This window comes from Micrococcus endophyticus (assembly GCF_014205115.1).
Taxonomy (GTDB): Bacteria; Actinomycetota; Actinomycetes; order Actinomycetales; family Micrococcaceae; genus Micrococcus; species Micrococcus endophyticus.
Window position 1 is genome coordinate 2240951 of the sequence record NZ_JACHMW010000001.1, and the last position, 25243, is coordinate 2266193.

The window sequence follows — 25243 nt, forward strand, 5'->3', positions numbered from 1 at the left end:
AGCGCCCCCGTGCGTCACCCGCTCCCGACGGCATGCTGCGCTCCGTGGCAATAGTGTGTGGCACACAGTATTGTGTGAGGAGTGGATGAAGACCAGGGCAAGATCCTCGCGACCCATCGGCAGGAGCTGCGGCGCGGCACCCTCGTGGTGGCATGCCTGCTCGCCTGCCGCACCCCGCGATACGGCTACGCGCTCCTCGAGCACCTCGCGGACGCCCGCCTCGACGCGGAGGCGAACACGCTCTACCCGCTTCTGCGCCGGCTCGAGGTCCAGGGGCTGCTGCAGGCGGAATGGAACACCGACGAGCCCCGGCCCCGCAAGTACTACCGGACCACCCCGGAGGGCGAGGCGATCGTCGCTGAGCTCAGGGACGACTGGCTCCGACTCACCGACAGCATGACCCGTCTCGGGAAGGACCCGTCATGACCACCCTCACCCACCGGTACATCGACCAGGTCGTCGGCCGCGTGGCCGCCGACCAGCGCGACGACGTCGCCACAGAGCTCGAAGGACTCCTGGCCGACATGGTCGAGGAGCGCACCGCCGCCGGCGTCCCCGAGGCCGAGGCCGAGCGCTCCGCCCTCACCGAGCTCGGCGACCCCGCCCGCCTGGCCCGCCGCTACCGCGGGGCGGAGGAGGTCCTCATCGGGCCTGAGCTCTACCCCATGTTCGTCCTGGCGCTGCGCTGGCTGCTGCCGTTCGTGGCGGTCGTGGCGCTGGTGACGTCCGCGGTGGACTACGCTGCCTCCACCCCCGTGCCGCATCTCGGCCAGGCGATCGGCGCGGTGGCCGGCCCCCTTATCCAGGCCCTGTTCGGGTCCGTCGGCGCGCTCGTCCTCCTGTTCTGGGTCCTCGACCGCGTCCTCCCCGTGGAGAGCCGCGAGGCCGTCCGCCGGGACGTCGCCCCCGAGTGGACCGTCGACGCCCTCGACGACGACCCGGGAAGCGACAGGGAGGCCTGCTCCGAGGCCTGGGCGTCCCTGGTGTTCCTCGCCGTCGCGGCCGTGCTGCCCGTCCTGCCGACCTCGTTCCTGTACGTCGGTCACCTCAACGACGGCGCCCCGTTCGTCAACCAGGCGCTGTGGGACTTCTGGATCCCCACCTACTACGTGCTCCTCGCCGTCGGCGTCGTGCAGGCCGTGTGGGTGCTGATCCGGCGGCGGCAGACGCCGGGCAGCCTCGTGCTCCAGGCGGCGCTCACCCTGGTGACCGCCGTGTTCTTCACGGCCCTCGTGCTCACCCAGCAGGTCATCGACCCGGCGATCGCCGCCGGGCCCGTCCAGACCGGCGTCCACCCCCTCGACTGGGTCGACGGGCTGTACGTGGCCGTGATCTGGCTCGTCGCGCTCTGGGAGCTGTGGACCCTGTCCCGGCAGTGGCGCACCCGCCGGCGCTCGGGGCGGCGCGGCTGACGGAGGGCCTCAGCCCTCGCGCGCCGCCCGGCAGGCGCCCCGCTTCACCCCGCCGTGCCGAGCTCCCGCTTGAGGATCTTGCCGGTCGCCGTTTTGGGCAGCCCGTCCATGAGGTGCACGGTGCGCGGGTACTTGTACGGGGCCACGCGGTCCTTCACGTGGGCGATGAGCTCGGCCTCGGTGGCCTCCGCGCCCGGAGCCAGGACCACGTAGGCCGCCACGTCCTCGCCGAGCTCGGCGTGCGGCACGCCCACCACGGCCGCCTCCGCCACGGCCGGGTGCTCGTACAGCACCTCCTCCACCTCGCGCGGGTACACGTTGAGGCCGCCGCGCAGGATCATGTCCTTGGTGCGGTCCACGATGTAGTAGTTGCCGGCCGCGTCCCGCCGGCCGAGGTCGCCGGAGTGGAACCAGCCGTCGTCGTCGATGGCCTCCGCCGTGGCGTCCGGGCGCCCCCAGTATCCCTTCATGATGTTCTCGCCGCGGATGCACACCTCGCCGATGGTCTCGGCGTCGCCCTCGGGCACCTCCTCGCCGCCCGGGGTGACCAGGCGCAGCTCCACGCCGCGGATCGGCGTGCCGATCGAGCCGGGCTGCCGGTCCGTGTCCGGGTGGTTGAAGCACGCCGCCGGCGAGGTCTCGGAGAGGCCATAGCCCTCGAGGATCTGGCAGCCGAAGGTGGACTCGAAGCGGCGCAGCACCTCGACGGGCATGCTCGAGCCGCCCGAGACGGCCACGCGCAGCGAGGCCAGGGCGGACGGGTCCTTCGCGCCGACCGTCAGGATGGCGCCGTACATGGTGGGCACGCCGATGAACACGTCGACGGCGTCCCGGCGGATGGTCTCGACGGCCTGCGTCGGGTCGAAGCGCGGGATCAGCGAGAGGGTCGCACCCACCGAGACGCACGTGAGCATGCTGCAGGTCAGCCCGAACACGTGGAACAGCGGCAGGCAGCCGAGTATCGTCTCGCCCGCCTTCAGGTGGATCAGCGACTCCACCACCGTGTTCGCGTTGCTCGTCAGGTTGCGGTGGGTGAGTTGGGCGCCCTTGGGCCGGCCCGTCGTGCCGGAGGTGTAGAGGATGACGGCGTCGTCCTGCGGGTCGCGCTCGGCCGCCTCGGTTACCGGGCCGGGGCTCGCCGTCAGGTGCGGGGCGAGGCCGTCCGCCCCGAGCTCGTGGAACGGGACGCCGACGGCCTGTGTGGCCGCCTCCGCCTCCTCGGACGGGACGCCCCACAGCATCACCGCGCCCGAGTCCTCGAGGTAGTACTGGATCTCGCGGGTCTTGAACAGCGGGTTCATCGGCACGACGACGGCGCCCACCTGCAGTGCCCCGAAGAACAGCACCGGGAACGCGAGCACGTTGGGCAGCATGATCGCCATGCGGTCCCCGGGGCCGAGGCCCTGGCTGCGCAGCAGCCCGGCGATGCGGTGGACCTGGTCCTGAAGCTCGGCGTAGGTCAGGCGCTCCTCGCCCAGGATCAGGGCGGTGCGGTCCGGCTCCGCGGCGGCGGTGCGCTCGAGCAGGATGGGGACGACGACGTCGGGCACGGGGCACCTCCGGGGAGAGACGGCTGAGTGATGCGGGTCACACGCTACTCGCGGGTACGGGGCGGCGGGAAGGGGTGTCAGTGCGGTCCTGCGGGACTGGGGTCGGCGGATCGTTTCGCTGGATCCGCTCTTACGCAACGATCACCCCTGATCGTTGCGTGAGAGCACCGTGCCCTGGACGAGTTCGCTGCCCGGGCGCGGCGCCGGGGGTGAGGGTGTGGTCCTGACACCGTCTACGCTCCGACCATGGATCTGACCGTCGGGCGCCGGCTGCGGGCCTACCTGACCGACTGGGAGCAGGACTGCTGTGGCTCGCCCCTCCGCGTGGGGGAGGGGGGCGAGGTGACGCTCGGGCCGGCCACGGAGTGGGTCCGGGGGCGGGGCTTGGGGCCCGTCGACGCGTACGTGACCATGCACGACGTCGACGTCGACGACGACGCCGCGCCGCCGCACCGCGTGCGCGCCCGGCTGCTCCGCGTCCAAGAGGTGCGGTTCGACTGACGCGCGTCCGCCGACGGGACGGGGCAGGAGAAGGTCCCGGGATCGGCGTGGCTGGCCGACGTCGACGGCATGCCGGGCCGCTATGACATCAACGCCGATCCCGGGGCGGGGGAGTCGTCCGCGGGAGACCCGGGGCCCTCGATCGGGACGGTGACCTACGGGGCGAGCTATCAGGCGCCGCCCGGGTGGGTCCCCGGCCCGGACGGCTGGCTGCTGGACCTGGAGGTGCTTGAGGACCTGGGGCCGGCGTGGTGAGCCGGGCGGGGGAGCTCGGGGGTCGTCGTCCGGGAGTCCTCAGCCCGCCCGTCCCCCCACGGTCCCGGTCCACCGCACCTCGCCGTCCACGACGACGTCGCTCGGCTCCAGCCCGATGTGCCGGGCCACCGCCTCGGACGCCGCGTGGCCGGGGGCGATGTCCGCGATCAGCTCGCGCACCCCCTGCCCGGCCAGGTGCTCGACCAGCTGCGCCGCCGCCTCGCCGCCGAGCCCGCGACCCTGCCACGGCACGCCGATCACCCAGGCCACCTCGGTCGGACCGCCGTCCTTCGGCGTGGTGGCCTGCACGTAGCCCACGGCCTCGCCGGTCTCCTCGAGCACCACGATCAGGTTCTGCCACCGCTCGGAGCCGTCCGCGGACTCGCCCCGGGTCTGGATGCGGTACTGCTGGGTGAGCAGCTCCTCGCTGGGCGGCTCCCCGCCCGTGTGCGCGTAGAGCGCGGGATCGGCGAGGACGGCGGACATCTCCTCCGCGTCGGCCACCGTGAGGGGACGCAGATGCAGGCGGCTGGGCATGAGCAGGAGTGCACTCCCCGGATGGTTGTGCTGTCAACGGCTGGGCCGCACCCGCCCCCTCAGCACACCCCCTCAGCGCACCTCCCTCAGAGCCACCGCAGCGTGGCGGCCCCGTACGCGCCGACGTCGCGCGCCAGCACCTCCCCGTCCAGGGTGAGCGCCGGCGGGACCGCGTGCATTCGTGCTGCCTCCGAGCCCACCTCCTCCCGCGGCACGGGCAGCTCCGCGGCCGGCCCGGGCGGGGGAGGGGAGAGCCCCAGCAGCGTCCGGGCCGCCCCGAGCAGGCTGATCCGCACGACGCCGGCCCATGCCGAGAGCGTGCCGACCACCAGGTGCGGGTGCCGGCGGGCGAGGGTCTCCGGGTCCAGGCCGAAGCGGTCCAAGGAGCCCGGCCGGTAGCCCAGCAGCACGACGTCGGCCCCGGCCAGCAGGTCCTCGACCTCGGCCGCGCGCGCCGGCCAGCTCGCGCACGGCGTCGCGGGCGGCGACGACGGCGTCCCACGCCAGGCTCTCCACGTCCAGGGGGCTCTCCCACCAGCGGCGCGGCGAGGGCTCGCCGTCGGGGTCGGCAGCGGCGTCCACGCCGCCCCTCATCCCTCCCAGACGGGCCGCAGCTCCACGGTGTCGCCGGGGCAGCTGAAGGCGGCGGCGATCTCCTCGGCGCGCTCCTGCGTGGCGACGTCGATGACGAAGAACCCGGCGAGGTGCTCGTCCCCCTGGGCGTACGGGCCGTCGGCGGCGCGGGGCTCGCCGTCGAACCGGACCACGCGGGCGTGGGCCGGGTCTCCGAGGGCGCACCCGGAGACGATCTCGCCGTTCTCCTGGGCCTCGGAGAACACGCGGTCCCAGCGGGCGCCGAGCTCCTCCTGCGTGGCCGGCGGTAGGGCCTGGTACTCGGCGGTGTGCTCGCTCGTGGGGTGGGCCCAGGGCTGCGGATGCGAATGGATGAGGATCACGAACTTCACGGCGGGGCTCCTGTGCAGGGCGGGGCGGTCGGAGGGCGGGCGTGGTCGCCCTCATCCCACCAGGATCGCCCGCCCGGGGGCAGGTCCGGCGGACTCCCGACGACGACGGCCCGCCCTCCGTCGCGCCTGCGGCGACAACATCTCACGTCATCGCCCCGGGTGTGGGTAGGGTCACAGGACCCTGCACCCGACCTGGGAGTCCCCATGGAGCAGTTCATCGCCGGCGCCAACGCGATCATGTGGTCGCTTCCCATGGTCTTCGGCCTGCTGGCCCTCGGCCTGTACTTCACGATCCGCATGGGGGCGCCGCAGCTGCGGCGCATCCCGGACATGATCGGCCAGCTGGTCCGCGGTGGATCCTCCTCGGCGGGCATCAGCTCGTTCCAGGCGTTCGCCATGGCGCTGGGCGGACGCATCGGCGTCGGCAACATCGCCGGCGTCGCCACCGCCATCTCCCTCGGCGGCCCGGGCGCCCTGTTCTGGATGTGGGTGACGGCGCTGCTCGGCGCCCCCGTGGCGCTCGCGGAGAGCTCGCTCGCGCAGCTCTACAAGCACAAGGTGCGTGGCGAGTACCGCGGCGGCCCCGCCTACTACATCCTCGAGGGCCTGGGCCGGAACTGGCGGTGGCTCGCCGTCGCCTACGCCGCGGCCACCGTGTTCGCCACCGTCATCACCGGTCCGCAGATCCAGGCCAACGCGGTCACCGCCGCCACGACGCAGGCGTGGGGCTGGGACCCGCTGTGGGTGGGCCTGGCCATGGCGGTCCTGTTCTGCGTGATCGTCTTCGGCGGCATGCACCGCCTGGCCCGGACGGTCGGCCTCGTGGTGCCGTTCATGGCGGCGGCCTACATCATCGTGGGCGTCGTGGTGGTCGCCCTGATGTGGCAGCAGGTCCCGGCCATGTTCGGCCTGATCTTCTCCAGCGCGTTCGCCGCCGACTCGGTCTACGCCGGCATGCTCGGCGCCGCCATCTCCTGGGGCGTGCGCCGCGCCGTGTACTCCACGGAGATCGGCACCGGCTCCGGCGCCCAGGCCTCCGCGGCCGCCCACGTCTCCCACCCGGTCAAGCAGGGCCTGGCGCAGGCGTTCTCCGCGTTCGTGGACACCCTGTTCGTCTGCACCGTCACCGGCCTGATGATCCTCTCCACCAACAGCTTCAACGTCCTCGGCCCGGACGAGGAGACGCTCCTGGTGGAGCGCGTGCCCGGCATCGAGGCGGGACCGGCGTGGGTGCAGACCGCCGTCGACTCCGTCATCCCGGCGTTCGGGCCGGCCTTCGTGGCGGTCGCCGTGTTCCTGTTCTCCTTCACCACCCTGCTCTCGTTCGCGTTCTACGCCGAGACCAACCTCGCGTACCTGATCCCGAACAAGTCCGTGCAGCGGGCGTGCATCGCGGTGGCCCGCCTGGGCCTGGCCGCGTCCATGGTGTTCGGCGCCGTGCAGACCTCGACGCTCGTGTGGTCCTTCGCGGACTTCGGCGTGGGCCTGTACACGTGGGTGAACATCCTGGCGCTCGTGCTCCTGAGCCCCGTGGCCATCCGACTCATGAAGGACTACGACCGCCAGCGCCGCGCCGGCCAGGACCCCGTCCTGGACCCCCGTGCAATCGGCGTGCGCAACGCCACCCTGTGGGAACAGATCCACGACGAGTACGAGCGCACCGGGGACGTCACCGCCGCCCTGGACCACGTGGCGGACACCGCCCCGGACACCCGCGCCATCTCCGTGGTGCGCCCGCACGGGGAGCGCGGCCAGGGCTGAGCCGCGGCGGGGGCTGAGCCGCGGTCCAGATGATCCGGACCCCGACCCGGGACGTCCGGGCCGGGGCCGATGGGCCCGCCGCGCGTCGCCCGCCGTCGTGTGCCGCGGCGGCCGGCGCGCCGTGCGCTAGCGTCCGCGGTGATGACTCCCCGCTCGCTCGCCGGACTGGCCCTCGCCGTCGCCGCCCTCGCGGCCGCCTTCGCGCTGATGGCGCCCACGGCCCCGGGGCTGTTCGTCGGCGTGCTCACGGCCGGCACCCTCGGCTTCGGCCCGTTCTACGGGGAGCCGACCCGGCACCTCGTGGACCGGCCGTGGCGGCGGGACCGGCGCTGGCACGAGCTCGCCCGCCGGGTCCGCACCGACTGGCTATCCCGCCAGCTGGGCGCCGCCGGGTGGAACGCCGCCATCCGCCGGCGCATCACCGGCCGGGCGGACCTGCGGCGCATCCGCACCGCCGCCGTGGGCTCCCTCGTCAGCCACGCCGCCTCCGTGGGGCTGCACGGGATCGCCGCGCTCGCGCTGGCCGTCGTCGGCCACCCGGGCTGGGGCCTGCTGGCGGTGCTCCTGGGGCTCGTGGTCCACGCGTGGCCGGCCCTGCTGCAGGTGGCGGTGCTCGGCCGCATCGACGGCCTCCAGGCGCAGCTGCGCGGAGACCGGCTGCTCTGGTGAGCCGGGGGGCGACGACGGCGGGCCGCTGCGTGGCGCGCATCACGCTACGCTCGCCTGCATGTCCGACGACCTGCTGCCCGAGCTGACCGCCGCCTTCGGGCTGGTGGACGTCCACCCCGAGTCGCTCTCGTGGTGGTCCCTCGTGCACCGGGCCCGCGTGGTGCCGAGGGGGCAGGCGGAGCCGGTGGACGTCGTCGTGAAGCTGACGGGCCGCACCGCCGAGCGGGCCGCGGGGATGGCCGGGTGGACGCGCGCGCTCGCGGCCGGGGGCTTCCCGGTGGTGGCGCCCGTGGACCTGGACGGGCCGAATCCGCGGCAGGTGGGGGAGCACTGGTACGCGGTGTACCCGTTCGTGGCGGGGCGGCCCTATGACGCGGAGCGCGACGTCGCCGCGCTGGGCGACCTCCTGGGCCGCCTCCACGCGACGCGGCTCGAGCCGGCGGTGCGGGACGCGATGCGGTCATACGCGTGGCCCGAGTCCGGGCGCGACGACGCCGACGCGGACCTGGCCTCCCTCGCCGAGAAGCTCCCCCGCGTGCTCGGCGAGGAGGCCGGCGCCGAGGCGCTGGAGTCCGTGCGGGGGCTCGTGGAGCGGTGGTGGACGGTCTCGTTCCCGGCGCTGCGCGCGGCGGAGGAGGCCGGGGAGCTGCCGCGGGCCGGCGTGACCAGCGACTACAAGTCCGCGAACGTGGTGATCGCCGAGGACGGGCCGGTGATCGTGGACCCGGACAACGGCGGCTGGGAGCCGCGCCTGTTCGACCTGGCCATGGCCGTGGTGCTCCTGCACAACGACTCCGACTCCGCCCCCGGGCGCATGATGACGGCCGCCGAATGGGAGGACTTCCACGCCGCCTACACCCGGCACGTCACCCTCACGGAGCGCGAGCGCGCGCTGTGGCCTGCGGCCCTCGACCACATGCTGTGGGAGGAGGGCACGTGGGCCCTCGAGGACAACGACGACGACGCCTACGCCCAGCCCCGCCAGGGCGGGTACCTGCGGGACCTGGCGACCATGCCGGTGGAGCGCTACCGGCTGCCGGGGGAGTGAGGGGCCGGTGACGGGGCGCCCGGGGGAGGCCGCGGCGGCCGCCTCGGGGCGCCCGCTGTGAGCCGGGGCGGGTGTCTCTCGGGCGGACTGCAATCGAAATGCGGCGAATTTCGATTGCAGTTCCCGGATCGGCACTCGCCCCGCACCGCGTGCCGGCCGCACCGCGCGTCCGCGCCGCACCTCCGCACCGCAGCGCACGTCCGCACCTTCCTCGCCACCCTCGACCCGGACGACGCCGAGCCGTTCCTCGAGATGTCCCCGCGGCTCGTCCCGGAGACGTGGGAGCGGTTCCGGGACCACGCGCTGCCCGGGATCCGCGCGGTGGACGAGGACGCGGTCGAGCGCCCCTCCGCCCGCTACGTCCTGGACGCGGCCGGGCACAACCTCCACCTGGACCGGCCGGAGGCCTCCGGGCCGCTCGTGGGGGAGTGGGCCGCCGAGGCGGCGCGGGCGGCGCGGGACTGAGGCGCCGGCGCGCGAGGCGAGGTCCGCGCACCCCCTCGCGACGCGCCCAGCAGGCTTCCCGTCGGGGACGTGACGTGGTGCACTGGCCCCATGGCCGACCTGATGGGACTCCTGTACCGATCCGACGACCACGGCACGGTGGAGCTGCGCCGCATCCTCCCCGTCGCCCCCGCCGACCTCTGGCCCGAGCTCACAGACCCCGAGCGGCTCGCCGCCTGGTTCGCGCCCGTCACCGGGGGCCTGCGCGAGGGCGGTGACTACCGCATCGCCTTCGAGGAGGACGACGACGAGCCCGGCTCCGCCTCCTGGGGCCGCATCGAGCAGTGCGAGCGCGGCCGCGGCCTGCGCCTGACGTGGCAGTCCGCCGAGGACGAGCCGGCGCCCAGCACCGTGCAGGTCTCGCTCCGCGCCGTCGACGGCGGCACCCGCCTCGTCCTCGTCCACAGCGGCCTGACCCACGGCGAGGACGTGGGCCACGCCGCCGGCTGGGAGGTCTACCTGCGGGACCTCGCCGCGCACATCGAGGGCACGCCGGCCGAGGAGGGCGATTGGTTCGAGCGCTGGGAGCGCCACCGCGCCGCCTACGAGGCCACGCTCTGACCGGGTGACCTTCCCGGGCCGCTCGGCAGGCCGGTGCCGCTAGGCCGCCCCGCCCGTCGTCGCCGCCTCGGGCAGGACCCGCCGCTGGGGCAGGAACGCCACCGCGCCGAGGACCACGATCGCCACGGACAGCGCGATGCCGGCGCGGACGCCGTCGGCGGAGTCCGCGAGCACGCCGGAGAGGACCGGCCCCACGGACTGGCCGAGCGCGAACACCGTGGTGAGCAGCCCGATCCCGTCTGCCACCTGCGCCGCCGGCAGCACCCGCTGCGCCGCGTGCGTCACGGACCCGACGAGCGCGAGGAACGTCCCGCCGAACAGCACCGCCGAGGCCAGCGCCGGCACCGGCCCGGCCCACAGCAGCGGCAGCCCCGCGCCGAGCGCCACGACCACCATGAGCAGGGCCGGCGCCCGCCCGCCCTGCAGGCGCTCCACCACGGGCGCCCACGCGAAGCCGCCGGCCACCGCCGCCAGGCCGAGCACCACCCAGAACACGGCCACCTGCTGGTCGGTCGCGCCGTCGCCGCGCAGCAGCGCCACGATGAACGTCATGTACGCGATGTAGCCCATCCCGAACAGCGTGTAGCCCACCAGCAGCGGCACCATCCCGCGCACGGGCGCCCGGCTGCCCGCGGTCCGCGGGGCCGGCGCCGGCACCCGCCGGGCGGCGCGGGCCGCCACCGCCCAGGCCACCAGCCCGACGGCGCCCAGCAGGCCCCAGCCCACCCGCCAGCCGACGTCGTCCGGGAACGAGTTCAGCGCCCACGGCAGGGCCAGCCCGCTCACCACGATCCCCAGCCCGCCGCCGGCCACGTACACGCCCATGAGCAGGGCCGCCGTCGGGACGCGGGCCGACGCCCCCACGGCCGCGGCGGCCGCCCCCGCGGTGCCCGTCCCCGCCCGCAGCGAGGCGGCCAGCGCCGCCGTCAGGGCCGCGCCGAGGATGAACGTGACCGCACCGGAGAAGCCGGCCACGAGGCGCAGCACGAGCAGCACCGGCAGCAGGGTGCTCAGCGCCGAGGCGCCCAGGGCCAGGGCCGTGGCGAGCAGGCTCCAGCCGAACGCGGCGTGCACGCCCATCCGCCGCCCGAGCCGCGAGGCGAACACCGCGCCGCCCAGGTAGCCGAGCGCGTTCACCGTGTTGAGCAGGGCCGCCGTCGCGTAGGACCACCCCAGGTCCGCCTGCATGGGCGGCAGCAGCACCGCGTACGCGAACCGCGCCAGGCCGAACGCGGAGGCGGGCGCGGCCGCGAGGGCGAGGGCGATCCACAGGGCGCGGGGGAGGCGGGTCACGGCGGGTCCTGGTTCCGTCGCACGCCGGGCAGCGAGGCGACTGTGGTGGGCGTCACGCCCACCGTAGGCCACCGGGGAAGCGGCTCACTCCGCGCGTCGCCGGCCCTCGTCCTGCTGGGCCAGCCGCCGCCGACACCCGCCGCCGATCGACCCGCCGACACCCGCCGCCGCGGCCTCGTCCCCGGGGCGATAATGGCCCCATGCCCGACTCCGCCGCGCGCCACAGCGCAGCCCGCCACGACGTCCCGGCCGCGCCGCCCTTCGGCCCGGTCCTGCACCACCGCGCCCACGGCATGGCCCCCGGCGACGCCATCTCCCCGCCGCTGGTGCACGCGTCCGCGTTCCACCTGCCCGGCGCCGGTCCGGACGGGGCCCCGGCCGAGCCCGCCGCCCAGGGCGGGTTCCAGTACGCCCGCTGGGGCACCCCCACCTGGGCCGCGCTCGAGGCCGCCCTCGGCGTGCTCGAGGACGCCGACGTCGCGGTCGTCCCCTCCGGGATGGCGGCCATCGCCGCCGCCCTGCTGCCCGTGCTCCGCCCCGGCGACCGCGCCCTGCTGCCCGCGGACGGCTACGGCGCCACCCGCGCCCTCGCCGCCGAGCACCTCGTGCCCGCCGGCGTCCACGTGGACTTCGTGTCCACGCCGGGCCTCGCGGACGCCGACCTCTCCGCCTACGACCTCGTGTTCGTCGAGACCCCCTCCAACCCCGGGCTGCGCGTGGCGGACATCGCCGACGTCGCCGCCCGCGCCCACGCGAACGGGCGGCGGGACGGGAAGGGGGCGCTCGTCGTCGTGGACAACACCTCCCTGACCCCGCTGGGGCAGCGGCCGCTGGACCTGGGGGCGGACGTCGTCGTCGCCTCGGACACGAAGGCCCTCAACGGGCACTCCGACGCCCTCGGCGGGCACGTCGCGTCCCGCGACCCCGAGCTGATGGCGCGCGTGCGCGGCTGGCGCACCCTGGCCGGCGGGATCCTCGGCACCCACGAGGCCTGGCTGATCCACCGCGGTCTGGAGACCCTCGAGGTCCGCTTCGCCCGCATGTGCGCATCCGCGCTCGCGGTCGCCGAGCTCGCGACCGGGCACCCGGCCGTGCGCGCGGTGGCCTACCCGGGGCTGCCGGACCACCCGGACGCGGCGATCGTCGCGCGCCAGATGACGGCGGCCGGCGGCGTCGTCGGGCTGGAGTTCGCGGACGCGGCCGCAGCGGAGCGGTTCATCGGGGACGCCGCGTACGTGGTGGCGCAGACGAGCTTCGGCGGCACCCACACCGCGGCCGAGCGCCGCGCCCGCTGGGGCGACGACGTCCCGGCCGGCTTCGTGCGCCTGTCCGTGGGCGTCGAGCCGACGGCGGAGCTGCTCGCCGACCTGGCCCGGGCCATGGACGCCGCGGCCGAACCCGCCTGAGCCCGGCCCTGCCCGCCTGAGCCCGGCCCGGCTACGCTCGCGAACCATCCCCCGCCGCCCCACCCCAGGAGACCCGCCCCATGCAGCTCGACCTGATCGTGGAGAACGCCCGCCTCATCACCGGCGACCCCGCCCGCCCGTCGGCCTCGCGGCTGGGGGTGTGGCGGGGCGTCGTCGTCGGGGTGGACGAGGAGCTGGACGGCCTCGCAGCGCGCGAACGCCTCGACGCGCGGGGGCGCACCGTCCTCGCCGGGTTCAACGACGCCCACGCGCACAGCGTCTGGTTCGGCCAGTCGCGGCTGGACGTGGACCTCGAGGGCGCCCACACCGCACAGGAGGTCTACGACCGGATCCGCGCCCGCGCGGCCGAGCTGACCCCGGGCGCGTGGGTGACCTGCACCGGCTTCGACCCCGGCCACCTCACCGGACCCCAGCCGGACCGGGACAGCCTCGACGCCGCCGCGGCCGGGCGCCCCGTGCTCATCCGCCACAACACCGGCCACGCGTTCACCGTGTCCGGGGCGGTGCTGTTCCTGGCCGGCGTGGGCGAGCAGGTGATGCAGCAGCCCGAGGGCGGGCGGATCCTCACGGACGCCGCGGACCGGCCCACGGGCCTGCTCGAGGAGACCGCCATGAACCTCGTGACCCGGCTGCTGCAGCCGGAGTCCCACGAGCACATCGGCGAGTGCCTGGCCCGCGCCTCCCAGGAGTACGCAGCCGAGGGCATCACCTCGGTGACGGACGCGGGGATCGCCGGCGGCTGGATCGGCCACAGCCCCCTCGAGTTCGGCGCCTACCAGCGCGCCCGGGACGCGGGCCTGCTGCGCACCCGCTTCCAGACGATGGTCACCCTGGACGCGCTGCGCCCCGTGGACGGCCACGCCGACGACGGCACCCACCTCACCCTCGACGCCGGCGTGCGCACCGGCGTGGGCGACGAGTGGCTGCAGATCGGCCCCGCGAAGGTGTTCACGGACGGCTCCATGCTGGGCCAGACCGCCGCGATGACCGCGGACTACTGCGGGCACGGCCACGGCCGCGGCTACCTGCAGCAGGACGCCGGAGAGATGCGCCGGGAGTGCCTCGGCGCGGCCGCCGCCGGCTGGTCCCTGGCCCTGCACGCGATCGGCGACGCCGCCCTGGACTTCGCGCTCGACGTGATCGCCGAGGCGCGGGCCCGGTTCGGGCGGCCTGTGATGCCCCACCGCGTGGAGCACGGGGGCGTGGTCCGCGACGACCAGGTGGCCCGCCTGGCCGAGCTGGAGGTGGTGATGACCACCCAGCCGAACTTCATCAGCGCCTTCGGCGGGTCCGTGGCCGAGCGGATCGGCGCCGAGCGGGCGGCCCTGTCCTACCCCGCCGGCCGGCTGCTGGCCGCGGGCCTCGTGCTGCCCGGCAGCTCGGACCGGCCCGTGGCCGGCGGCCGCCCACTCGACGTGATCCAGGACTTCGTGCTGCGCCGCACCGAGACCGGCGAGCAGTACGGCCCGGACCTCGAGCGGCTGACCGTGGCCCAGGCCCTGCACGCCTACACCGTCGGCTCCGCCGAGGCGACCGGCTGGGGCGGGCGCAAGGGACGGCTCGTGGCCGGCCAGCTCGCGGACTTCACGGTGCTCAGCGCCGACCCCCGCGCGGTGCCGAGCGATGAGATCGCGGCGATCGACGTCGTCGCCACCGCCGTGGGCGGGGAGTTCGTGCACGGCGGGCTGTGACGCCGTCCGGGACCCCCGGCGGGGGCCGGACCGCATCGTGAGACGAATGTCCGGCGGGGTCCGGGCGCGCTAGTAATTTCCACGCATGACCCTCACCGCGGCCCTGCTCTCCTTCGCGCTCCTCGCCCTGCTGATCACCATCACGCCCGGCTTGGACAACGCCCTGGTGCTGCGGTACGCCGGCCGTCAGGGCTCCGGGGCCGCGTTCGCCGCGAGCGCCGGCATCTGCGCCGGTCTGTTCGTGTGGGCGCTGGCGGCGTCCCTGGGCATCAGCGCCCTGCTGGCGGCGTCCGAGGTGGCCTACACGGCGCTGCGCTGGATCGGCGCGGCGTACATGGTCTACCTGGGCGTGCGGATGCTGATCTCGGCCATCCGCGGCGGGTACGGGGCGCCCGGCGGCTCCTCGGTGGCGACCGTGCGCTCCCGGGACGCGTTCCGCACCGGGTTCACGGTGAACCTGCTCAACCCCAAGGTCGGCGCGTTCTACGTGGCCCTCATCCCGCAGTTCATGGTGCCCAGCGTCGCCCCGGCGGCTATGGGCGTGCTGCTGGCCGTGGTGCACATCGCGGTGTGCATGGCGTGGTTCGTGGTGCTGATCGCCCTCGTCGGCGTGGTGAGCGGCTGGCTGCAGCGCCCGTCCGTGCAGCGCGGCCTCGACGGCGTGGTCGGCACCGCCCTCGTGGGCTTCGGCGCCCGCCTGGCCCTCGCCAAGGCCTGACCCGGCCCGCGGGCCCGCCCGGCCGCCCCCGCCCCCACCCACCCCCACGCCCGTCCCCTTCCGCCCCCATGCCCGTCCCCTTCCGCCAGGGCCAGCAGACACGCCGCTACCTCGCGGGGATTGCGGCGTGTCTGCCAGCCCTGGCGGGGGGCTTCGCGGGGGCGGGGCGGGGGGGGGCTTCGCGGGGGCGGGGGCCGGGCCGGCGCTGGGCGGCCCGCCCGGGCCTAGAGCGCGATCGTCCCGTCCACCAGCACGGCCGCGCGCCCGCCCACCCAGATGCGCGCGCCGTCGTCGTGCACGTGGATCCGCCCGCGCCGCCCCACCTGCGAGCCCTGCGCGGCCACGTACCGCGGCGACACCAGTCCGGCCCCGCGCAGCCACTGCGCCAGCGCCCCGTTGAGGCTGCCGGTCACCGGGTCCTCGGAGCCGTAGGCGAACGCGCGCACCTCGCACGCGGTCTCAGCGCCGGCCGCCTCCAGCCCGACGACGCCGACCTTCAGCTCCGCGTGCCCGCGCGGGCGCAGGGCCCGGACGGCGTCGGCGTCGGCGAGCCGGACGAGCTGCCAGGCCGGGCCGTTCTCGCCCCACGCGTGGTCCACGATCGCCTCCCGCTCCACCCCGAGGCCGGCCGCGATGCGCACGACGTCCGCCTCGTCCAGCGGGCCCGAGCGGCGCAGGGGCGGCGTGGCGAAGGCGAGGACGCCGTCGTCGGCCACGGTCACCGGCACCAGTCCGACCCCGCACTCCTGCACGAGCCGCCCCGGCGTGCGGGGCGTGCCGCCGGCGTGCAGCCAGGCGAGCGCGGACCCGAGGGTGGGGTGCCCGGCGAAGTCGAACTCCTCGCGCGGGGTGAAGATCCGCACCCGGTAGTCGGCCTCGGGGTCCGTGGGCGGCAGCAGGAACGCGGTCTCCGAGAACCCGGTCCACGCCGCCAGCGCCTGCATGCGCTCGGCGGGCAGGCCCTCGGCGTCCACGACGACGGCCAGCGGGTTCCCGGTGAGGGGCCCGGTGGCGAACACGTCGACCTCCAGGAAACGGCGGGCGGCGGGGCGGGGCGTGGCGGTCATGCGGGCCACGGTAGCCGGGCGGACTAGTCTCGGCGCATGCCCGCCGCGACCCTCGACGACCTGCGCCGCGCCGGCCGCGTCCTCTTCCACGGGGTGACGGGCGCGGGCAAGAGCACCGCGGCGGTGCGGCTGGGCGCGGTCCTGGACCTGCCCGTGACGCTCGTGGACGAGGAGCTCGGCTGGCTGCCCGGCTGGGTGAGCCGGACCCCGGAGGCGCAGGTCGCGCTGGCGGAGCCGATCCTGGCGGGGGAGCGCTGGGTCCTGGACTCGGCGTACCGCTTCTACCGGGAGGCGGCGGTGGCGCGGGCCGACGTCGTGGTGGGCCTGGACTATTCGCGCGCGGCCACCTTCGCGCGCCTGCTGCGCCGCACCGTGCGGCGCGCCGCCACCGCGGAGCCGGTGTGCAACGGCAACACCGAGACGTGGGGCCGGGCCCTGGGGCCGGAGTCGATCCTGCGCTGGCATGCGCAGACGTTCGAGGCCAAGCGCGCCTGGATCCGGGCCCGCGAGGCGGACGACGCCGGCACCCCGGTGCTGCGCCTGACGCACCCCCGGCAGTGGGAGCGGACGCTCGCCGCGCTCGCCGCCGGCCGCTGAGGCGTGGGTCACACCGCGGCTACGCTGGGCGCATGAGCACCCTCTCCGAGATGCACGTGATCGACTTCCCCGGCTTCCCCACCGTGGTGGTGCGCGGGTCGGGACAGTCCGTGGACGGCCTGCACCACTTCATGGACACATCCTTCCGCGCCCTCGGGGCGGCCATGGGGCAGGGCGTGTTCGCCCCCGCGGGCCCCGCGTTCGCGCTGTACCGGGGCATGACCGGGCAGGGCCTGGGGGAGAGCGTGGACCTCGAGGTCGGCCACCCGGTGGACGCGCCGCCGGCGGCGCCCCTGGACGTCGACGGCGTGCGGGTCGAGCCGTCCTCCCTGCCGGCGGGGCCCCTCGCCGTGGCCAAGCACACCGGCCCCTACGAGCTGCTGCCCGAGGCCTGGGAGGCGTTCCTGAAGGCCCTGCGCGCCGACGGCCACGAGCCCGGGGACCTCTGCTGGGAGGCCTACGACACCGAGCCGGGGCCCGACGTCGACCCCGAGACCCTCGTGACGGGCCTCGCCGTCCCCGTGCGCACCGTGGCCTGACCTGCGACGACGAACCGTGGCCCCGCCACGGGTCCGCTCCCTAGGCTCGCGGGGACGGCGCGCGCACCGCGCGCCGCACCGCAGACGCCGAAGGAGCACGCCGTGGCGAACGACGACGCGAACACCACCACCACCGACCAGCTCACCCTGCAGGACCCGGTGAAGCGCTACCCGGTGATCAGCCCGCCGGAGCAGTCCCTGCCGGGCACCGGCCTGGACGCCGAGATGACCCCCAAGGCCGACCTCGGCGAGCACTCCTACCGCGGCACCGGCCGCCTGACCGGCCGCAAGGCGCTCATCACCGGCGGCGACTCCGGCATCGGCGCGGCCACCGCCATCGCGTTCGCCCGCGAGGGCGCGGACGTGGTGATCACCTACCTGCCCGAGGAGGAGAAGGACGCCCGCAACGTCCTCGCGGTGCTGGAGAAGGAGGGGCGCACCGCCGTCGGGATCGCCGGCGACCTGCGGGACCGGCAGTTCTGCCAGGACGTGGTGGCGCAGGCCGTGGAGGCCATGGGCGGGCTGGACGTGCTCGTGAACAACGGCGGCAAGCAGGTGGCCCAGAAGGAGTTCGAGGCCATCGACGACGAGCAGCTCGAGGCCACCTTCGACGTCAACATCCTGGCCCAGTTCCGCCTGGTGCGGGCCGCGCTGCCGCACCTGAAGGCCGGCGCGTCCATCATCAACACCACCTCCGTGGTGTCCTACATGCCGCCGGAGACCCTGATCGACTACGCCTCCACGAAGGCCGCGATCAACAACTTCACCAAGGGCCTCGGCCAGCAGCTCGCTCCGAAGGGCATCCGCGTGAACGCCGTGGCGCCCGGGCCCATCTGGACGCCGCTGCAGCCCTCGGGCGGCCAGCCCACGGAGGAGCTGCCGGACTTCGGCCAGTCCACTCCGCTGGGCCGCGCCGGGCAGCCCACCGAGCTGGCGCCCGCGTTCGTGTTCCTGGCCTCGGCCGAGTCCTCGTACGTGGTCGGCGCGACCATCGCGGTCACGGGCGGCATGCCCACCCCGTGACCGGGTGAGGCGCCCGGACCCCGCCCGGGAACGGCCCCGCGGCAGGACCCCCACGAGCGCTCGTGGGGGTCCTGCCGCGGGGTGCGTCGCTCAGATGTCGAGGATGCAGAACTCGTTGCCCTCGGGGTCGGCCATCACGGCCCAGCCGAGGTCGCCGCGGCGGTCGTCCACCATGACGGCGCCGATCCGCAGGGCGCGCTCGACCTCCTCGTCCCGCGTGCCGTCCTCGACGGCAAGGTCCATGTGGGCGCGGTTCTTGACGCGCTTGGCGTCCGGCACTTTGTAGAAGAGGACCGTGTACCCGTGCGGCGTGACGAGGTAGCACTCGTCCGAGCCGGGCTCGTAGGAGTCGGGCTCGCTTACGTCCCAGCCCATCAGCTCGCGCCAGAACTCGGCGACGGCGTACGGGTCCAGGGCGTCCCAGGTGGTGTGTGACAGGCGCAGGCTCATGGGCCCATCGAACCACCGGCGCCGGTGACGGGAGGCATACGATCCCGTCATGCCCCACGAGCTGCACCTGGCCCACGACTCCGTCCGCCTGCGCCCCCTGACCCCCGACGACGCCCCGGCGCTGCGCGCGATCGTCGACGCGGCCGCCTGGGCGGGCATGAGTACGCCCCTGCCCGAGACCGACGAGGCCATGGCCGAGCACCTGCGCACCCTCCTGGCCGTGCCGGGGATGCAGGCCTTCGCCGTGGAGCGGGACGGCGAGCTCGTGGGCCGCACCGCGTTCTACGAGCACGTGCCGCGGGTGCGGGTCGACGTCGGCCACACGATCTACGCGCGCCCGTACTGGGGGACCGAGGTGAACCCGGCGTGCAAGCTGCTCCTGCTGCGGCACGCGTTCGAGGAGCTGGGGGTGGCCCGCGTGGGGCTGCGGTGCGACCACCGCAACACCCGCTCCCACCAGGCGATCCTCCGCCTGGGGGCCACCTTCGAGGGGACGCTGCGGGCGTTCCGGAAGGCGGCGGACGGGACCATCGCGGACGCGGACTACTTCAGCGTCACCGCCTCCGAGTGGCCGGCCGTCCGCGCCGGGCTCGAGGCGCGCCTGACGGGGGCCGACGCGGGCTGAGGGGCGCGGCGAGTGAACGGCGAGGAACCGGATCGTCTCACAGGGCGGACGTATATCTCACCATGTGGATGCACGTGGTGACTCGGTGAACCCCGGTTCACTCTTGTGTGCATGACGATCACCGCCGCCGAGACCCAGTCCCTCACCGCCGAGGCCACCGCCGTGCTGGCCGCCATGCCCGGCGTCTCCTACGCGCAGTTCCTCGCCGAGGCTCCCGAGGTCCCCGGCATCGTCGCCGTCGTCGCGGCCGAGTCCGCCCGCGCCCGGCTCGGCGTCGAGGCCGAGGAGACCGGCCTGCTCGCCGTCGCCGTGGCCCCCCACGGCCTGCGCGCCCGTGACGTCCGCGCCGCCTTCCAGTCCGGCCGCACCGTCGTCTCCCCGCTGCGCCAGGCGCTCGCCGCGCTGCTCGAGGACGAGCTGGACCTCGAGGTCGAGCGCACCAGCCCCGGCGCCGCCGGCACCGGCTTCACCCTGACCCCGGAGTCCGAGGACGAGCTGACCGCCTGGATGCGCGCCCACCTCACCCTCCGCGCCTGGGCCACGCAGGACGCCACCGTCCTGGCCGACGTCGCCGCCCAGGTGAACGCGGACCTCGCCCCGGCCCTGGCCGTGGACGGCGTCGCCGCCCCCTCCGCGCACATGCGCGCGCGCCTCGCGGCCATGGCCGCGGCCGCCCGCCGGTCCGCCACGATCTGAGGGGCGGCCGGGCGTCGCCGTCAGGTGGCCTGCGACGACGCCCGGCCGTTCCCTCTTCCTCCCTCTCCTCCGCCCCGACGGCGCCGTCTACACGGGCCAGAACCCGGCGTCCTCCGCGGAGCTGGCGCAGCGGCTCATCGCCGAACTCGGCTGAGCGGGCCTCGCCCGCCCGGCCGGGCTGACGAGGCCGGATGCGGGGCTGTCGGCGCGGACGCGGTAGAACTGTCGGGTGCCCTCCACCTCTCCGGACCCTTTGTCCCCGCACGCCCGCCCCGGGCGGCGCGTGCCGGCGTCGGTCCCGTTCGGCCTCGCGCTGGCCGCCGTCCTGCTGCTCGCCATGAACCTGCGCCCGGGCGCCACCACGCTGGGCCCGGTGATGCAGGAGGTGTCCGCGGCGCTGGGGCTCAGCGGCGGGCTGGCGGGCCTGCTGGCGGCGCTGCCGGGGATCGTGTTCGGCGCGGTCGGCTTCGTGGCGGTGCGCGTGGGCGGTCGGCTCGGCATGTCCGCCACGCTGGCGCTGGGCGCTGGCCTGGCCGCGGCGGGCCTGGCGGGGCGCGCCGTCGTCGACGACGTCACCCCGTTCCTGCTGCTCACCGTGCTGGCGCTGTCCGGCATGGCGCTGGGCAACGTGCTGATCCCGGCGTGGGTGAAGCTGCACGCGGCCTCCCGCACCACCATGCTCATGACGGTCTACAGCGCGTCCCTCACCCTCGGCGGGTCGACGGCGGCGCTCGTCACGGCGCCGATCGCGGCGGCCGCCGGGGCGGACGGGTGGCGCTGGGCGCTCGGCGCGTGGGGGCTGGCGGCGCTCGCGCCGCTGGCCGTGTGGGCGGCGGTGGCGTGGCGCACCGGCCACGACTTCCCGCGGATCCTCACCCCGGAGGGCGGCGGGGTGAGCCTGCTGCGCTCGCCGACCGCCCTCGCGCTCACCCTGCTGTTCGGCGTGCAGTCCATGAACGCGTACGTGCAGTTCGGGTGGGTGCCGCAGATGCTGCGCGACGCCGGCCTGTCCGCGGGCGCGGCCGGGACGTCGCTCGGGGTGACGGCGGGGCTCGGCGTGGTGGGCGCCCTGATGATGCCGACGGTGATCAGCCGCTCCCGGAACCTGAAGGCGTGGATGGTGCTGTTCGGCGCCATGACGACGCTCGGGTACGTGGGGATGCTGGCCGCCCCGGTGGCGGGGGTGTGGCTGTGGGCGGCGGTGCTCGGCCTGGGCGGGTTCGCGTTCCCCACAGTGATCACGCTGCTGGCGGCGCGCACCCGGGACCCGCACGTGACGGCCCGCCTGTCCGGGTTCGCGCAGCCGGTGGGCTACGTGTTGGCGGCGATCGGCCCGTTCGCAGTGGGCCTGCTGCACGACCTCACGGGCGGGTGGACCCTCGTGTTCGTGCTGCTCGCGGCGTCCGGTGTGGTGATGGCGGCGGCGGGCCTGCGCGCCTCCGAGCCGGTCTACGTCGACGACGAGCTGGCCGCGCGCGCCTAGGCCCCGGCTGGTCACCCCGTCGTCTCCGTCTCCCATGCCGGCGCATTCCTCGGCGGCGGGGCTGCCACCGCCGTGCTCGCGGAGCCAGGCCCGGTCCCGGTGGGTCCGCACGGCGGCCGCGGCGCGACAGCGGTCCGAGCAGAACCGGCGACGTCGGCCGCGGTCCCTCTCGTCCACGAACGCCGCGCGGCACCCGGGCAGGCCGCACAGGCCGAGCCGGTCGCCCTCACCATCCACGACGAGCCAGGCCAGCGCCCCCGCCGTCGTCGCCTGGACCTGTCCCAGGACGTCGTCCAGCGAGCCCGAGCCGTCCGCGCTCGCCGCGGTGAACCGCCAGACGGGCGAGGTCTCGGGGCAGGCCGACGCGCTCAGGAGGGCGCGGATCGGCACCGCCTCCAGGAGGGCGGCCACGGCGTCGGCGCGGTCGCGGGGGCCGTCCGCCGCGAAGACCGGACGCAGGCGCCCCGCCCATCGGCTCAGCCGCCCGGCGAGCACGAGGCGCTCGCGCACGGGGAGCGCATCCGGTCCGCCGAGCCCGTGCTCCTCCAGCAGTGCGGCGTGGTCCTGGGCGTCGCCGTGGCGCCGCGCCACCCGGATCAGGCCGGCCGCGAGTCGGGCACCGGCCAGGGTCTCTCCACGCACGCTCACGGCACCATTGCACACCCGGGGCCGGACGGGGCCCGCGGTCGTCCACAGCCCCTGCGACCACCGAGTCCGGCACTGCCCCGCCCGCCGGGAGGCCGCCCCCCCCCTCAGCGCCGGGCGCGGGAGACGAGCAGGTCCGCCGTCGTCGCCGCGACCACGCCGAGCGCGTAGAGGGCCAGGTCGCTCGCCACGAAGGACGTCCCGAACACCAGCCGTGCCGGCCCGAACGCCTCCGCCCACGCCAGGGGCAGGCCGGTGAGCTGGAACAGCTCGATCGCCGTGCACAGCGCCAGGGCGATCGCGCCCACCGCCCACGCCGACCGCCGCGGCAGCAGGAACGCGACCCCCAGGTACACGAGCACCGCGTAGAGGGCGTCGCCCACGGGTCCGGTCCACGCCCCCGCCAGGAGCAGGCGCACCCCCAGCCCCGTCAGCACCACCACGACGGCGGCCCCGGCCACCAGTGGCCGACGTCGGCGCGGGCGTGCGGCAGGGCGCGGGCCGGGGTCCGAGGTCGACGTGCTCACGAGGGTCCTTCCGCGGGATCGGGGCGCCGGCACGCGGCGGTGCGGGGCGGGGAGGGCGCCGCCCGCCCAGTCTGCCCCAGCCCCCGGCGCCGGTGACACAGTGGGCGCATGAGCGAGAACACCGCCGACACGCCCCGCCCCGACCCGTTCCACGTCCTGCGCACGAGCGAGGTGGCCGCCGCCGACCTGGCCGACTGGCGCCTGCTCGCCGGCCGGCTCAAGGCCCGGTTCGTGCCGGAGGACTACGCCGCCGGCCTCGAGTTCGTGGCCGCGGTGGGGGCGGCCGCCCAGGCCGCCGACCACCATCCAGACCTCACGCTGACCTACGGGGACGTGGTCGTCGCCCTCTCCAGCCACGACGTCCACGGCGTCACCGTCCGGGACGTGCGCATGGCCCGCCGGATCAGCGACCTCGCCCGGGAGCACGGGCTGCGCTCGGAGCCGACCGGGCTGTCCGTCGTCGAGATCGGCCTGGACACCGCCCGGGACGAGGAGCACGGCCGGTTCTACGCGGCCCTGCTGGGCGCCGAGACGGTGCCCGGCGGCAGCGTGGAGCACCCGGGCGGGCAGACCCCCGCGCTGTGGTGGCAGGGCCCCGAACCGGCCAGCTCGGCGGGGCACTTCACCCTGCCCGAGCCGGAGGTGGAGCAGCGCTGGCACCTGGACGTGTGGGTCGCCCCCGAGGAGGCGCAGCCCCGGCTGCAGGCCGTGCTCGACGCCGGCGGGCGGCTCCTCAGCGACGCCTCGGCGCCGGCGTTCTGGGTGGTCGAGGACGTGGAGGGCAACCGCTCCTGCATCTGCACGGCGCTGCGCCCGGACCACGAGGACCAGGAGTGAGCGCGGGCCCGGGCTGCTGAGGGGTCAGCGGCCCGGGCCCGCGCCTCCGCGCCGTGGGCGGATCAGCGGCCCGGCTTCTCCGCCCACGCGGTGGCCAGCGCGCGCTGGAACACCTCGAGGGGCTGGGCGCCGGAGATGGCGTACTTGCCGTCCACCACGAAGAACGGGACGCCGTGGATGCCCAGGCGTCGGGCGGTCTCCACGTCCTCGTCCACGTCCTGCGCGTGGGCGTCCGAGGCGAGGGCGGCGAGCGCGGCGTCCCGGTCCAGGCCGGCCTCCGCGGCGAGGTCGGCGAGCACCTCGTGGTCGGCCACGTTGCGGCCCTCGGTGAAGTAGGCCTCGAAGAGGCGGCGGATCACCGCGTGCTGGAGGCCGTGCTCGGCCGCGAGGTGGGAGAGCCGGTGCGCGTCCCGCGTGTTCACGGCCTGCGCGATGTCCTGGCGGAACGTCACGCCCACCTCGGCGCCGCGGGCGGTGATCTGCGCGTCCATGGCCTCGGCCTGCTCGCGGGTGATGCCCTTGGCGGCCACGAGCATGTCCAGGACGGGCTGCGGGCGGTCCGCCGGCAGGTCCGGCTGGAGCTGGAACGAGTGGTACCGGATGTCCACGGGGTGCTCGGCGGCGTCCGCGGCCTGGTCCAGCAGCGTGTCCCCGATCAGGCAGAACGGGCACATCACGTCGCTCCACACGTCCACGGTGACGCGGTCCTCGGCGGTCTCGAAGGGGCTCATGCGCACACCCCGTCCACGCCGCACACCGGGGCGTCGGCCTCGCCGTCCGCGGCGAGGAGGGTGAAGGTGGGCAGGGCGGCGTCGGGCTGGTCGGCGTCGGCCGGGGCGGCGACGTCGGCCCGCGCGTCGTCCGCGGGGCGGGGCGGGGCGGGCTGGTCGGGGGTCTGCATGCCCTCACCCTAGGCGCGACGGCGTCCCGGGGCCCCGCCTGATCGCTGACAGGGAAGACGCCGGGTCGACGGGGCGGGTCGTCGGTCGCCCGCCGCTCAGCGCCCGCCGATCCGCCGGGCCAGCGCCGCCGACTCCGCCTCGTCCAGCACCGCGCCCGGATGCGGGCCGCGGGCGAGCAGGGCGGCGGGGGTGAGCGGACCGGCGTCGCCGTCCGCGTCGCTCGGGGTGCCGCCCGGCGCGGCGCCCGCGCGCAGGGCCGGCCCGGCCGCCAGCACCGCGTTGCCCAGCTCGAGCCGCTCGAGCATGTCCGCCGAGGCCAGCGTCCACGGCCCGGGGACGCCCGCCTCGGCGCACGCCGCCTCCAGCGCGCCCAGCTCGGCGGCGAGGAAGCGCAGGCCGTCGTCGTCGCCGATGTTGACCAGCAGCGCCCCCGTGTCCGTCAGCAGGCCGAGCAGCTCGCCGTAGAACGCGGCGCCGCGCAGGTGCTCGGCCCCGTCCTCACCGGTGCCGATGTCCAGGACGACGGCGTCGAACCGCTCCCCGTCCATGAGCAGGTCGACCGCGGCCAGGCGGGCGTCCGCGACCACCGAGTCCAGGTCCGTGCCGGCCGGCATCGGCAGCTCGGCGAGCACGAAGGACACGAGCTCGCGGTCCAGGTCCACGGCCGTCTGCGCCGAACCGGGGCGGGTGGCCTGCACGTACCGCGGCAGCGTCAGCGCGCCCGCGCCCAGGTGCAGGACCCGCACCGGCGCACCCGCCGGGGCGACGCCGTCGAGCACGTTCGCCACCCGCCGCAGATACTCGTACCGGATGGCCGTGGGCTCGGCCGGGTCCACGTGAGACTGCACCGCGCCGCCGATCTCCAGGACGAACCCGCCCAGCTCGTCGGGCAGGATCCGGGCGTCCTCCCCGGAGGCGGAGAGATGGACGGTGCGGCCGGAGGCGGGGTGCGCTGACATG

30 protein-coding genes and 1 pseudogene are annotated in these 25243 nt (G+C 75.6%); 19 read left to right on the plus strand and 12 right to left on the minus strand.

Features of this window, described 5'->3' with window-relative positions; genetic code table 11:
- Positions 1-81 precede the first annotated feature (81 nt).
- Both HDA33_RS10275 and HDA33_RS10280 read left to right on the plus strand, forming a co-directional pair.
- Complete coding sequence (locus tag HDA33_RS10275) at positions 82-426, plus strand: PadR family transcriptional regulator (protein ID WP_184173021.1); 345 nt, start codon at positions 82-84, stop codon at positions 424-426.
- The gene (locus HDA33_RS10280) at positions 423-1412 is read left to right on the plus strand and encodes a permease prefix domain 1-containing protein (RefSeq protein ID WP_184173023.1); all 990 of its coding nucleotides are present in this window, start codon (positions 423-425) and stop codon (positions 1410-1412) included. The genes HDA33_RS10275 and HDA33_RS10280 overlap by 4 nt, the downstream gene beginning before the upstream one ends.
- A gap of 44 nt (positions 1413-1456) precedes the next feature.
- Here HDA33_RS10280 and HDA33_RS10285 read toward each other — a convergent pair whose 3' ends face one another.
- The gene (locus HDA33_RS10285; protein ID WP_184173025.1) at positions 1457-2962 is read right to left on the minus strand and encodes an AMP-binding protein; all 1506 of its coding nucleotides are present in this window, start codon (positions 2960-2962) and stop codon (positions 1457-1459) included.
- 246 nt (positions 2963-3208) lie between these two features.
- On the opposite strand from HDA33_RS10285, the gene HDA33_RS10290 reads away from it, so the two are divergent.
- Complete coding sequence (locus HDA33_RS10290; RefSeq protein WP_184173027.1) at positions 3209-3463, plus strand: hypothetical protein; 255 nt, start codon at positions 3209-3211, stop codon at positions 3461-3463.
- Between the two features lie 69 nt (positions 3464-3532).
- Entirely contained in the window at positions 3533-3718 is a 186-nt protein-coding gene (locus HDA33_RS10295) for a hypothetical protein (RefSeq protein ID WP_184173029.1), read from the plus strand.
- A gap of 39 nt (positions 3719-3757) precedes the next feature.
- Here HDA33_RS10295 and HDA33_RS10300 read toward each other — a convergent pair whose 3' ends face one another.
- From HDA33_RS10300 to HDA33_RS10310, 3 genes are all read right to left on the minus strand, one after another.
- A complete protein-coding gene (locus HDA33_RS10300) occupies positions 3758-4255 on the minus strand; it encodes a GNAT family N-acetyltransferase (protein WP_184173031.1) in 498 nt (165 codons plus the stop codon).
- A gap of 86 nt (positions 4256-4341) precedes the next feature.
- On the minus strand, positions 4342-4665 hold the full coding sequence (locus HDA33_RS10305) for a hypothetical protein (RefSeq protein WP_420826920.1): 324 nt from the start codon (positions 4663-4665) through the stop codon (positions 4342-4344).
- A gap of 180 nt (positions 4666-4845) precedes the next feature.
- A complete protein-coding gene (locus HDA33_RS10310; RefSeq protein ID WP_184173033.1) occupies positions 4846-5220 on the minus strand; it encodes a YciI family protein in 375 nt (124 codons plus the stop codon).
- A 204-nt stretch (positions 5221-5424) separates the two neighbouring features.
- Between HDA33_RS10310 and HDA33_RS10315 the strand changes: the two genes are divergently transcribed.
- The 5 genes from HDA33_RS10315 to HDA33_RS10335 all read left to right on the plus strand — a co-directional run bounded on the left by HDA33_RS10315 (position 5425) and on the right by HDA33_RS10335 (position 9763).
- Positions 5425-6981 (plus strand): alanine/glycine:cation symporter family protein, encoded by a 1557-nt coding sequence (locus tag HDA33_RS10315; protein WP_184173035.1) that lies wholly within the window; start codon positions 5425-5427, stop codon positions 6979-6981.
- A gap of 141 nt (positions 6982-7122) precedes the next feature.
- Entirely contained in the window at positions 7123-7650 is a 528-nt protein-coding gene (locus HDA33_RS10320) for a hypothetical protein (RefSeq protein ID WP_017489525.1), read from the plus strand.
- 58 nt (positions 7651-7708) lie between these two features.
- The gene (locus tag HDA33_RS10325) at positions 7709-8698 is read left to right on the plus strand and encodes a phosphotransferase enzyme family protein (protein ID WP_017489524.1); all 990 of its coding nucleotides are present in this window, start codon (positions 7709-7711) and stop codon (positions 8696-8698) included.
- A gap of 114 nt (positions 8699-8812) precedes the next feature.
- The gene (locus HDA33_RS10330; RefSeq protein ID WP_017489523.1) at positions 8813-9163 is read left to right on the plus strand and encodes a hypothetical protein; all 351 of its coding nucleotides are present in this window, start codon (positions 8813-8815) and stop codon (positions 9161-9163) included.
- Positions 9164-9253: 90 nt separating this feature from the next.
- Positions 9254-9763, plus strand: coding sequence for an SRPBCC domain-containing protein (locus HDA33_RS10335; RefSeq protein WP_184173037.1), 510 nt, complete (start codon positions 9254-9256; stop codon positions 9761-9763).
- Between the two features lie 39 nt (positions 9764-9802).
- On the opposite strand, the gene HDA33_RS10340 is transcribed toward HDA33_RS10335, so the two are convergent.
- On the minus strand, positions 9803-11056 hold the full coding sequence (locus HDA33_RS10340; protein ID WP_184173039.1) for a YbfB/YjiJ family MFS transporter: 1254 nt from the start codon (positions 11054-11056) through the stop codon (positions 9803-9805).
- 200 nt (positions 11057-11256) lie between these two features.
- Here HDA33_RS10340 and HDA33_RS10345 point away from each other — a divergent pair, with 200 nt between their 5' ends.
- From HDA33_RS10345 to HDA33_RS10355, 3 genes are all read left to right on the plus strand, one after another.
- Positions 11257-12462, plus strand: coding sequence for a cystathionine gamma-lyase (locus HDA33_RS10345; protein ID WP_184173041.1), 1206 nt, complete (start codon positions 11257-11259; stop codon positions 12460-12462).
- Positions 12463-12542: 80 nt separating this feature from the next.
- Positions 12543-14174, plus strand: a complete 1632-nt coding sequence (locus tag HDA33_RS10350) for an amidohydrolase (protein ID WP_184173043.1) — start codon at positions 12543-12545, stop codon at positions 14172-14174.
- Between the two features lie 85 nt (positions 14175-14259).
- Positions 14260-14892: a LysE family translocator gene (locus HDA33_RS10355; RefSeq protein WP_184173045.1), complete on the plus strand. Its 633-nt coding sequence runs from the start codon at positions 14260-14262 to the stop codon at positions 14890-14892.
- A 224-nt stretch (positions 14893-15116) separates the two neighbouring features.
- Here HDA33_RS10355 and HDA33_RS10360 read toward each other — a convergent pair whose 3' ends face one another.
- A complete protein-coding gene (locus tag HDA33_RS10360) occupies positions 15117-15959 on the minus strand; it encodes a PhzF family phenazine biosynthesis protein (protein ID WP_184173047.1) in 843 nt (280 codons plus the stop codon).
- Between the two features lie 36 nt (positions 15960-15995).
- Here HDA33_RS10360 and HDA33_RS10365 point away from each other — a divergent pair, with 36 nt between their 5' ends.
- From HDA33_RS10365 to HDA33_RS10375, 3 genes are all read left to right on the plus strand, one after another.
- On the plus strand, positions 15996-16556 hold the full coding sequence (locus HDA33_RS10365; RefSeq protein WP_184173049.1) for a P-loop NTPase family protein: 561 nt from the start codon (positions 15996-15998) through the stop codon (positions 16554-16556).
- Positions 16557-16588: 32 nt separating this feature from the next.
- Positions 16589-17095: a GyrI-like domain-containing protein gene (locus HDA33_RS10370; RefSeq protein WP_184173051.1), complete on the plus strand. Its 507-nt coding sequence runs from the start codon at positions 16589-16591 to the stop codon at positions 17093-17095.
- A gap of 102 nt (positions 17096-17197) precedes the next feature.
- On the plus strand, positions 17198-18118 hold the full coding sequence (locus HDA33_RS10375; RefSeq protein ID WP_338104336.1) for an SDR family oxidoreductase: 921 nt from the start codon (positions 17198-17200) through the stop codon (positions 18116-18118).
- Positions 18119-18208: 90 nt separating this feature from the next.
- Here the strand turns inward: HDA33_RS10375 and HDA33_RS10380 are convergent, their stop codons facing one another.
- A complete protein-coding gene (locus tag HDA33_RS10380) occupies positions 18209-18568 on the minus strand; it encodes a VOC family protein (protein ID WP_184173054.1) in 360 nt (119 codons plus the stop codon).
- Between the two features lie 49 nt (positions 18569-18617).
- Between HDA33_RS10380 and HDA33_RS10385 the strand changes: the two genes are divergently transcribed.
- The 3 genes from HDA33_RS10385 to HDA33_RS10395 all read left to right on the plus strand — a co-directional run bounded on the left by HDA33_RS10385 (position 18618) and on the right by HDA33_RS10395 (position 21372).
- Positions 18618-19193 carry a GNAT family N-acetyltransferase gene (locus tag HDA33_RS10385; RefSeq protein ID WP_184173056.1) on the plus strand — a complete coding sequence of 192 codons (576 nt, stop codon included), beginning with the start codon at positions 18618-18620 and terminating at the stop codon, positions 19191-19193.
- 111 nt (positions 19194-19304) lie between these two features.
- Positions 19305-19889: a hypothetical protein gene (locus tag HDA33_RS10390; protein ID WP_184173058.1), complete on the plus strand. Its 585-nt coding sequence runs from the start codon at positions 19305-19307 to the stop codon at positions 19887-19889.
- Positions 19890-20118: 229 nt separating this feature from the next.
- Positions 20119-21372, plus strand: a complete 1254-nt coding sequence (locus HDA33_RS10395; RefSeq protein ID WP_338104337.1) for an MFS transporter — start codon at positions 20119-20121, stop codon at positions 21370-21372.
- A 102-nt stretch (positions 21373-21474) separates the two neighbouring features.
- Here HDA33_RS10395 and HDA33_RS13105 read toward each other — a convergent pair.
- A pseudogene (locus HDA33_RS13105) lies at positions 21475-22035 on the minus strand (CGNR zinc finger domain-containing protein); the annotation flags it as partial.
- 89 nt (positions 22036-22124) lie between these two features.
- The gene (locus HDA33_RS10405; RefSeq protein ID WP_184173060.1) at positions 22125-22544 is read right to left on the minus strand and encodes a DUF2809 domain-containing protein; all 420 of its coding nucleotides are present in this window, start codon (positions 22542-22544) and stop codon (positions 22125-22127) included.
- A 108-nt stretch (positions 22545-22652) separates the two neighbouring features.
- Here HDA33_RS10405 and HDA33_RS10410 point away from each other — a divergent pair, with 108 nt between their 5' ends.
- Complete coding sequence (locus HDA33_RS10410) at positions 22653-23381, plus strand: 4a-hydroxytetrahydrobiopterin dehydratase (protein ID WP_184173062.1); 729 nt, start codon at positions 22653-22655, stop codon at positions 23379-23381.
- 62 nt (positions 23382-23443) lie between these two features.
- On the opposite strand, the gene HDA33_RS10415 is transcribed toward HDA33_RS10410, so the two are convergent.
- The 3 genes from HDA33_RS10415 to HDA33_RS10425 form a co-directional block, all read right to left on the minus strand.
- Positions 23444-24112, minus strand: coding sequence for a DsbA family oxidoreductase (locus HDA33_RS10415; protein WP_026107041.1), 669 nt, complete (start codon positions 24110-24112; stop codon positions 23444-23446).
- The gene (locus tag HDA33_RS10420; RefSeq protein ID WP_184173064.1) at positions 24109-24282 is read right to left on the minus strand and encodes a hypothetical protein; all 174 of its coding nucleotides are present in this window, start codon (positions 24280-24282) and stop codon (positions 24109-24111) included. Before HDA33_RS10420 ends, HDA33_RS10415 begins: the two co-directional genes overlap by 4 nt.
- Positions 24283-24378: 96 nt before the next feature.
- Positions 24379-25242, minus strand: a complete 864-nt coding sequence (locus HDA33_RS10425) for a spermidine synthase (protein WP_184173066.1) — start codon at positions 25240-25242, stop codon at positions 24379-24381.
- Position 25243 lies beyond the last annotated feature (1 nt).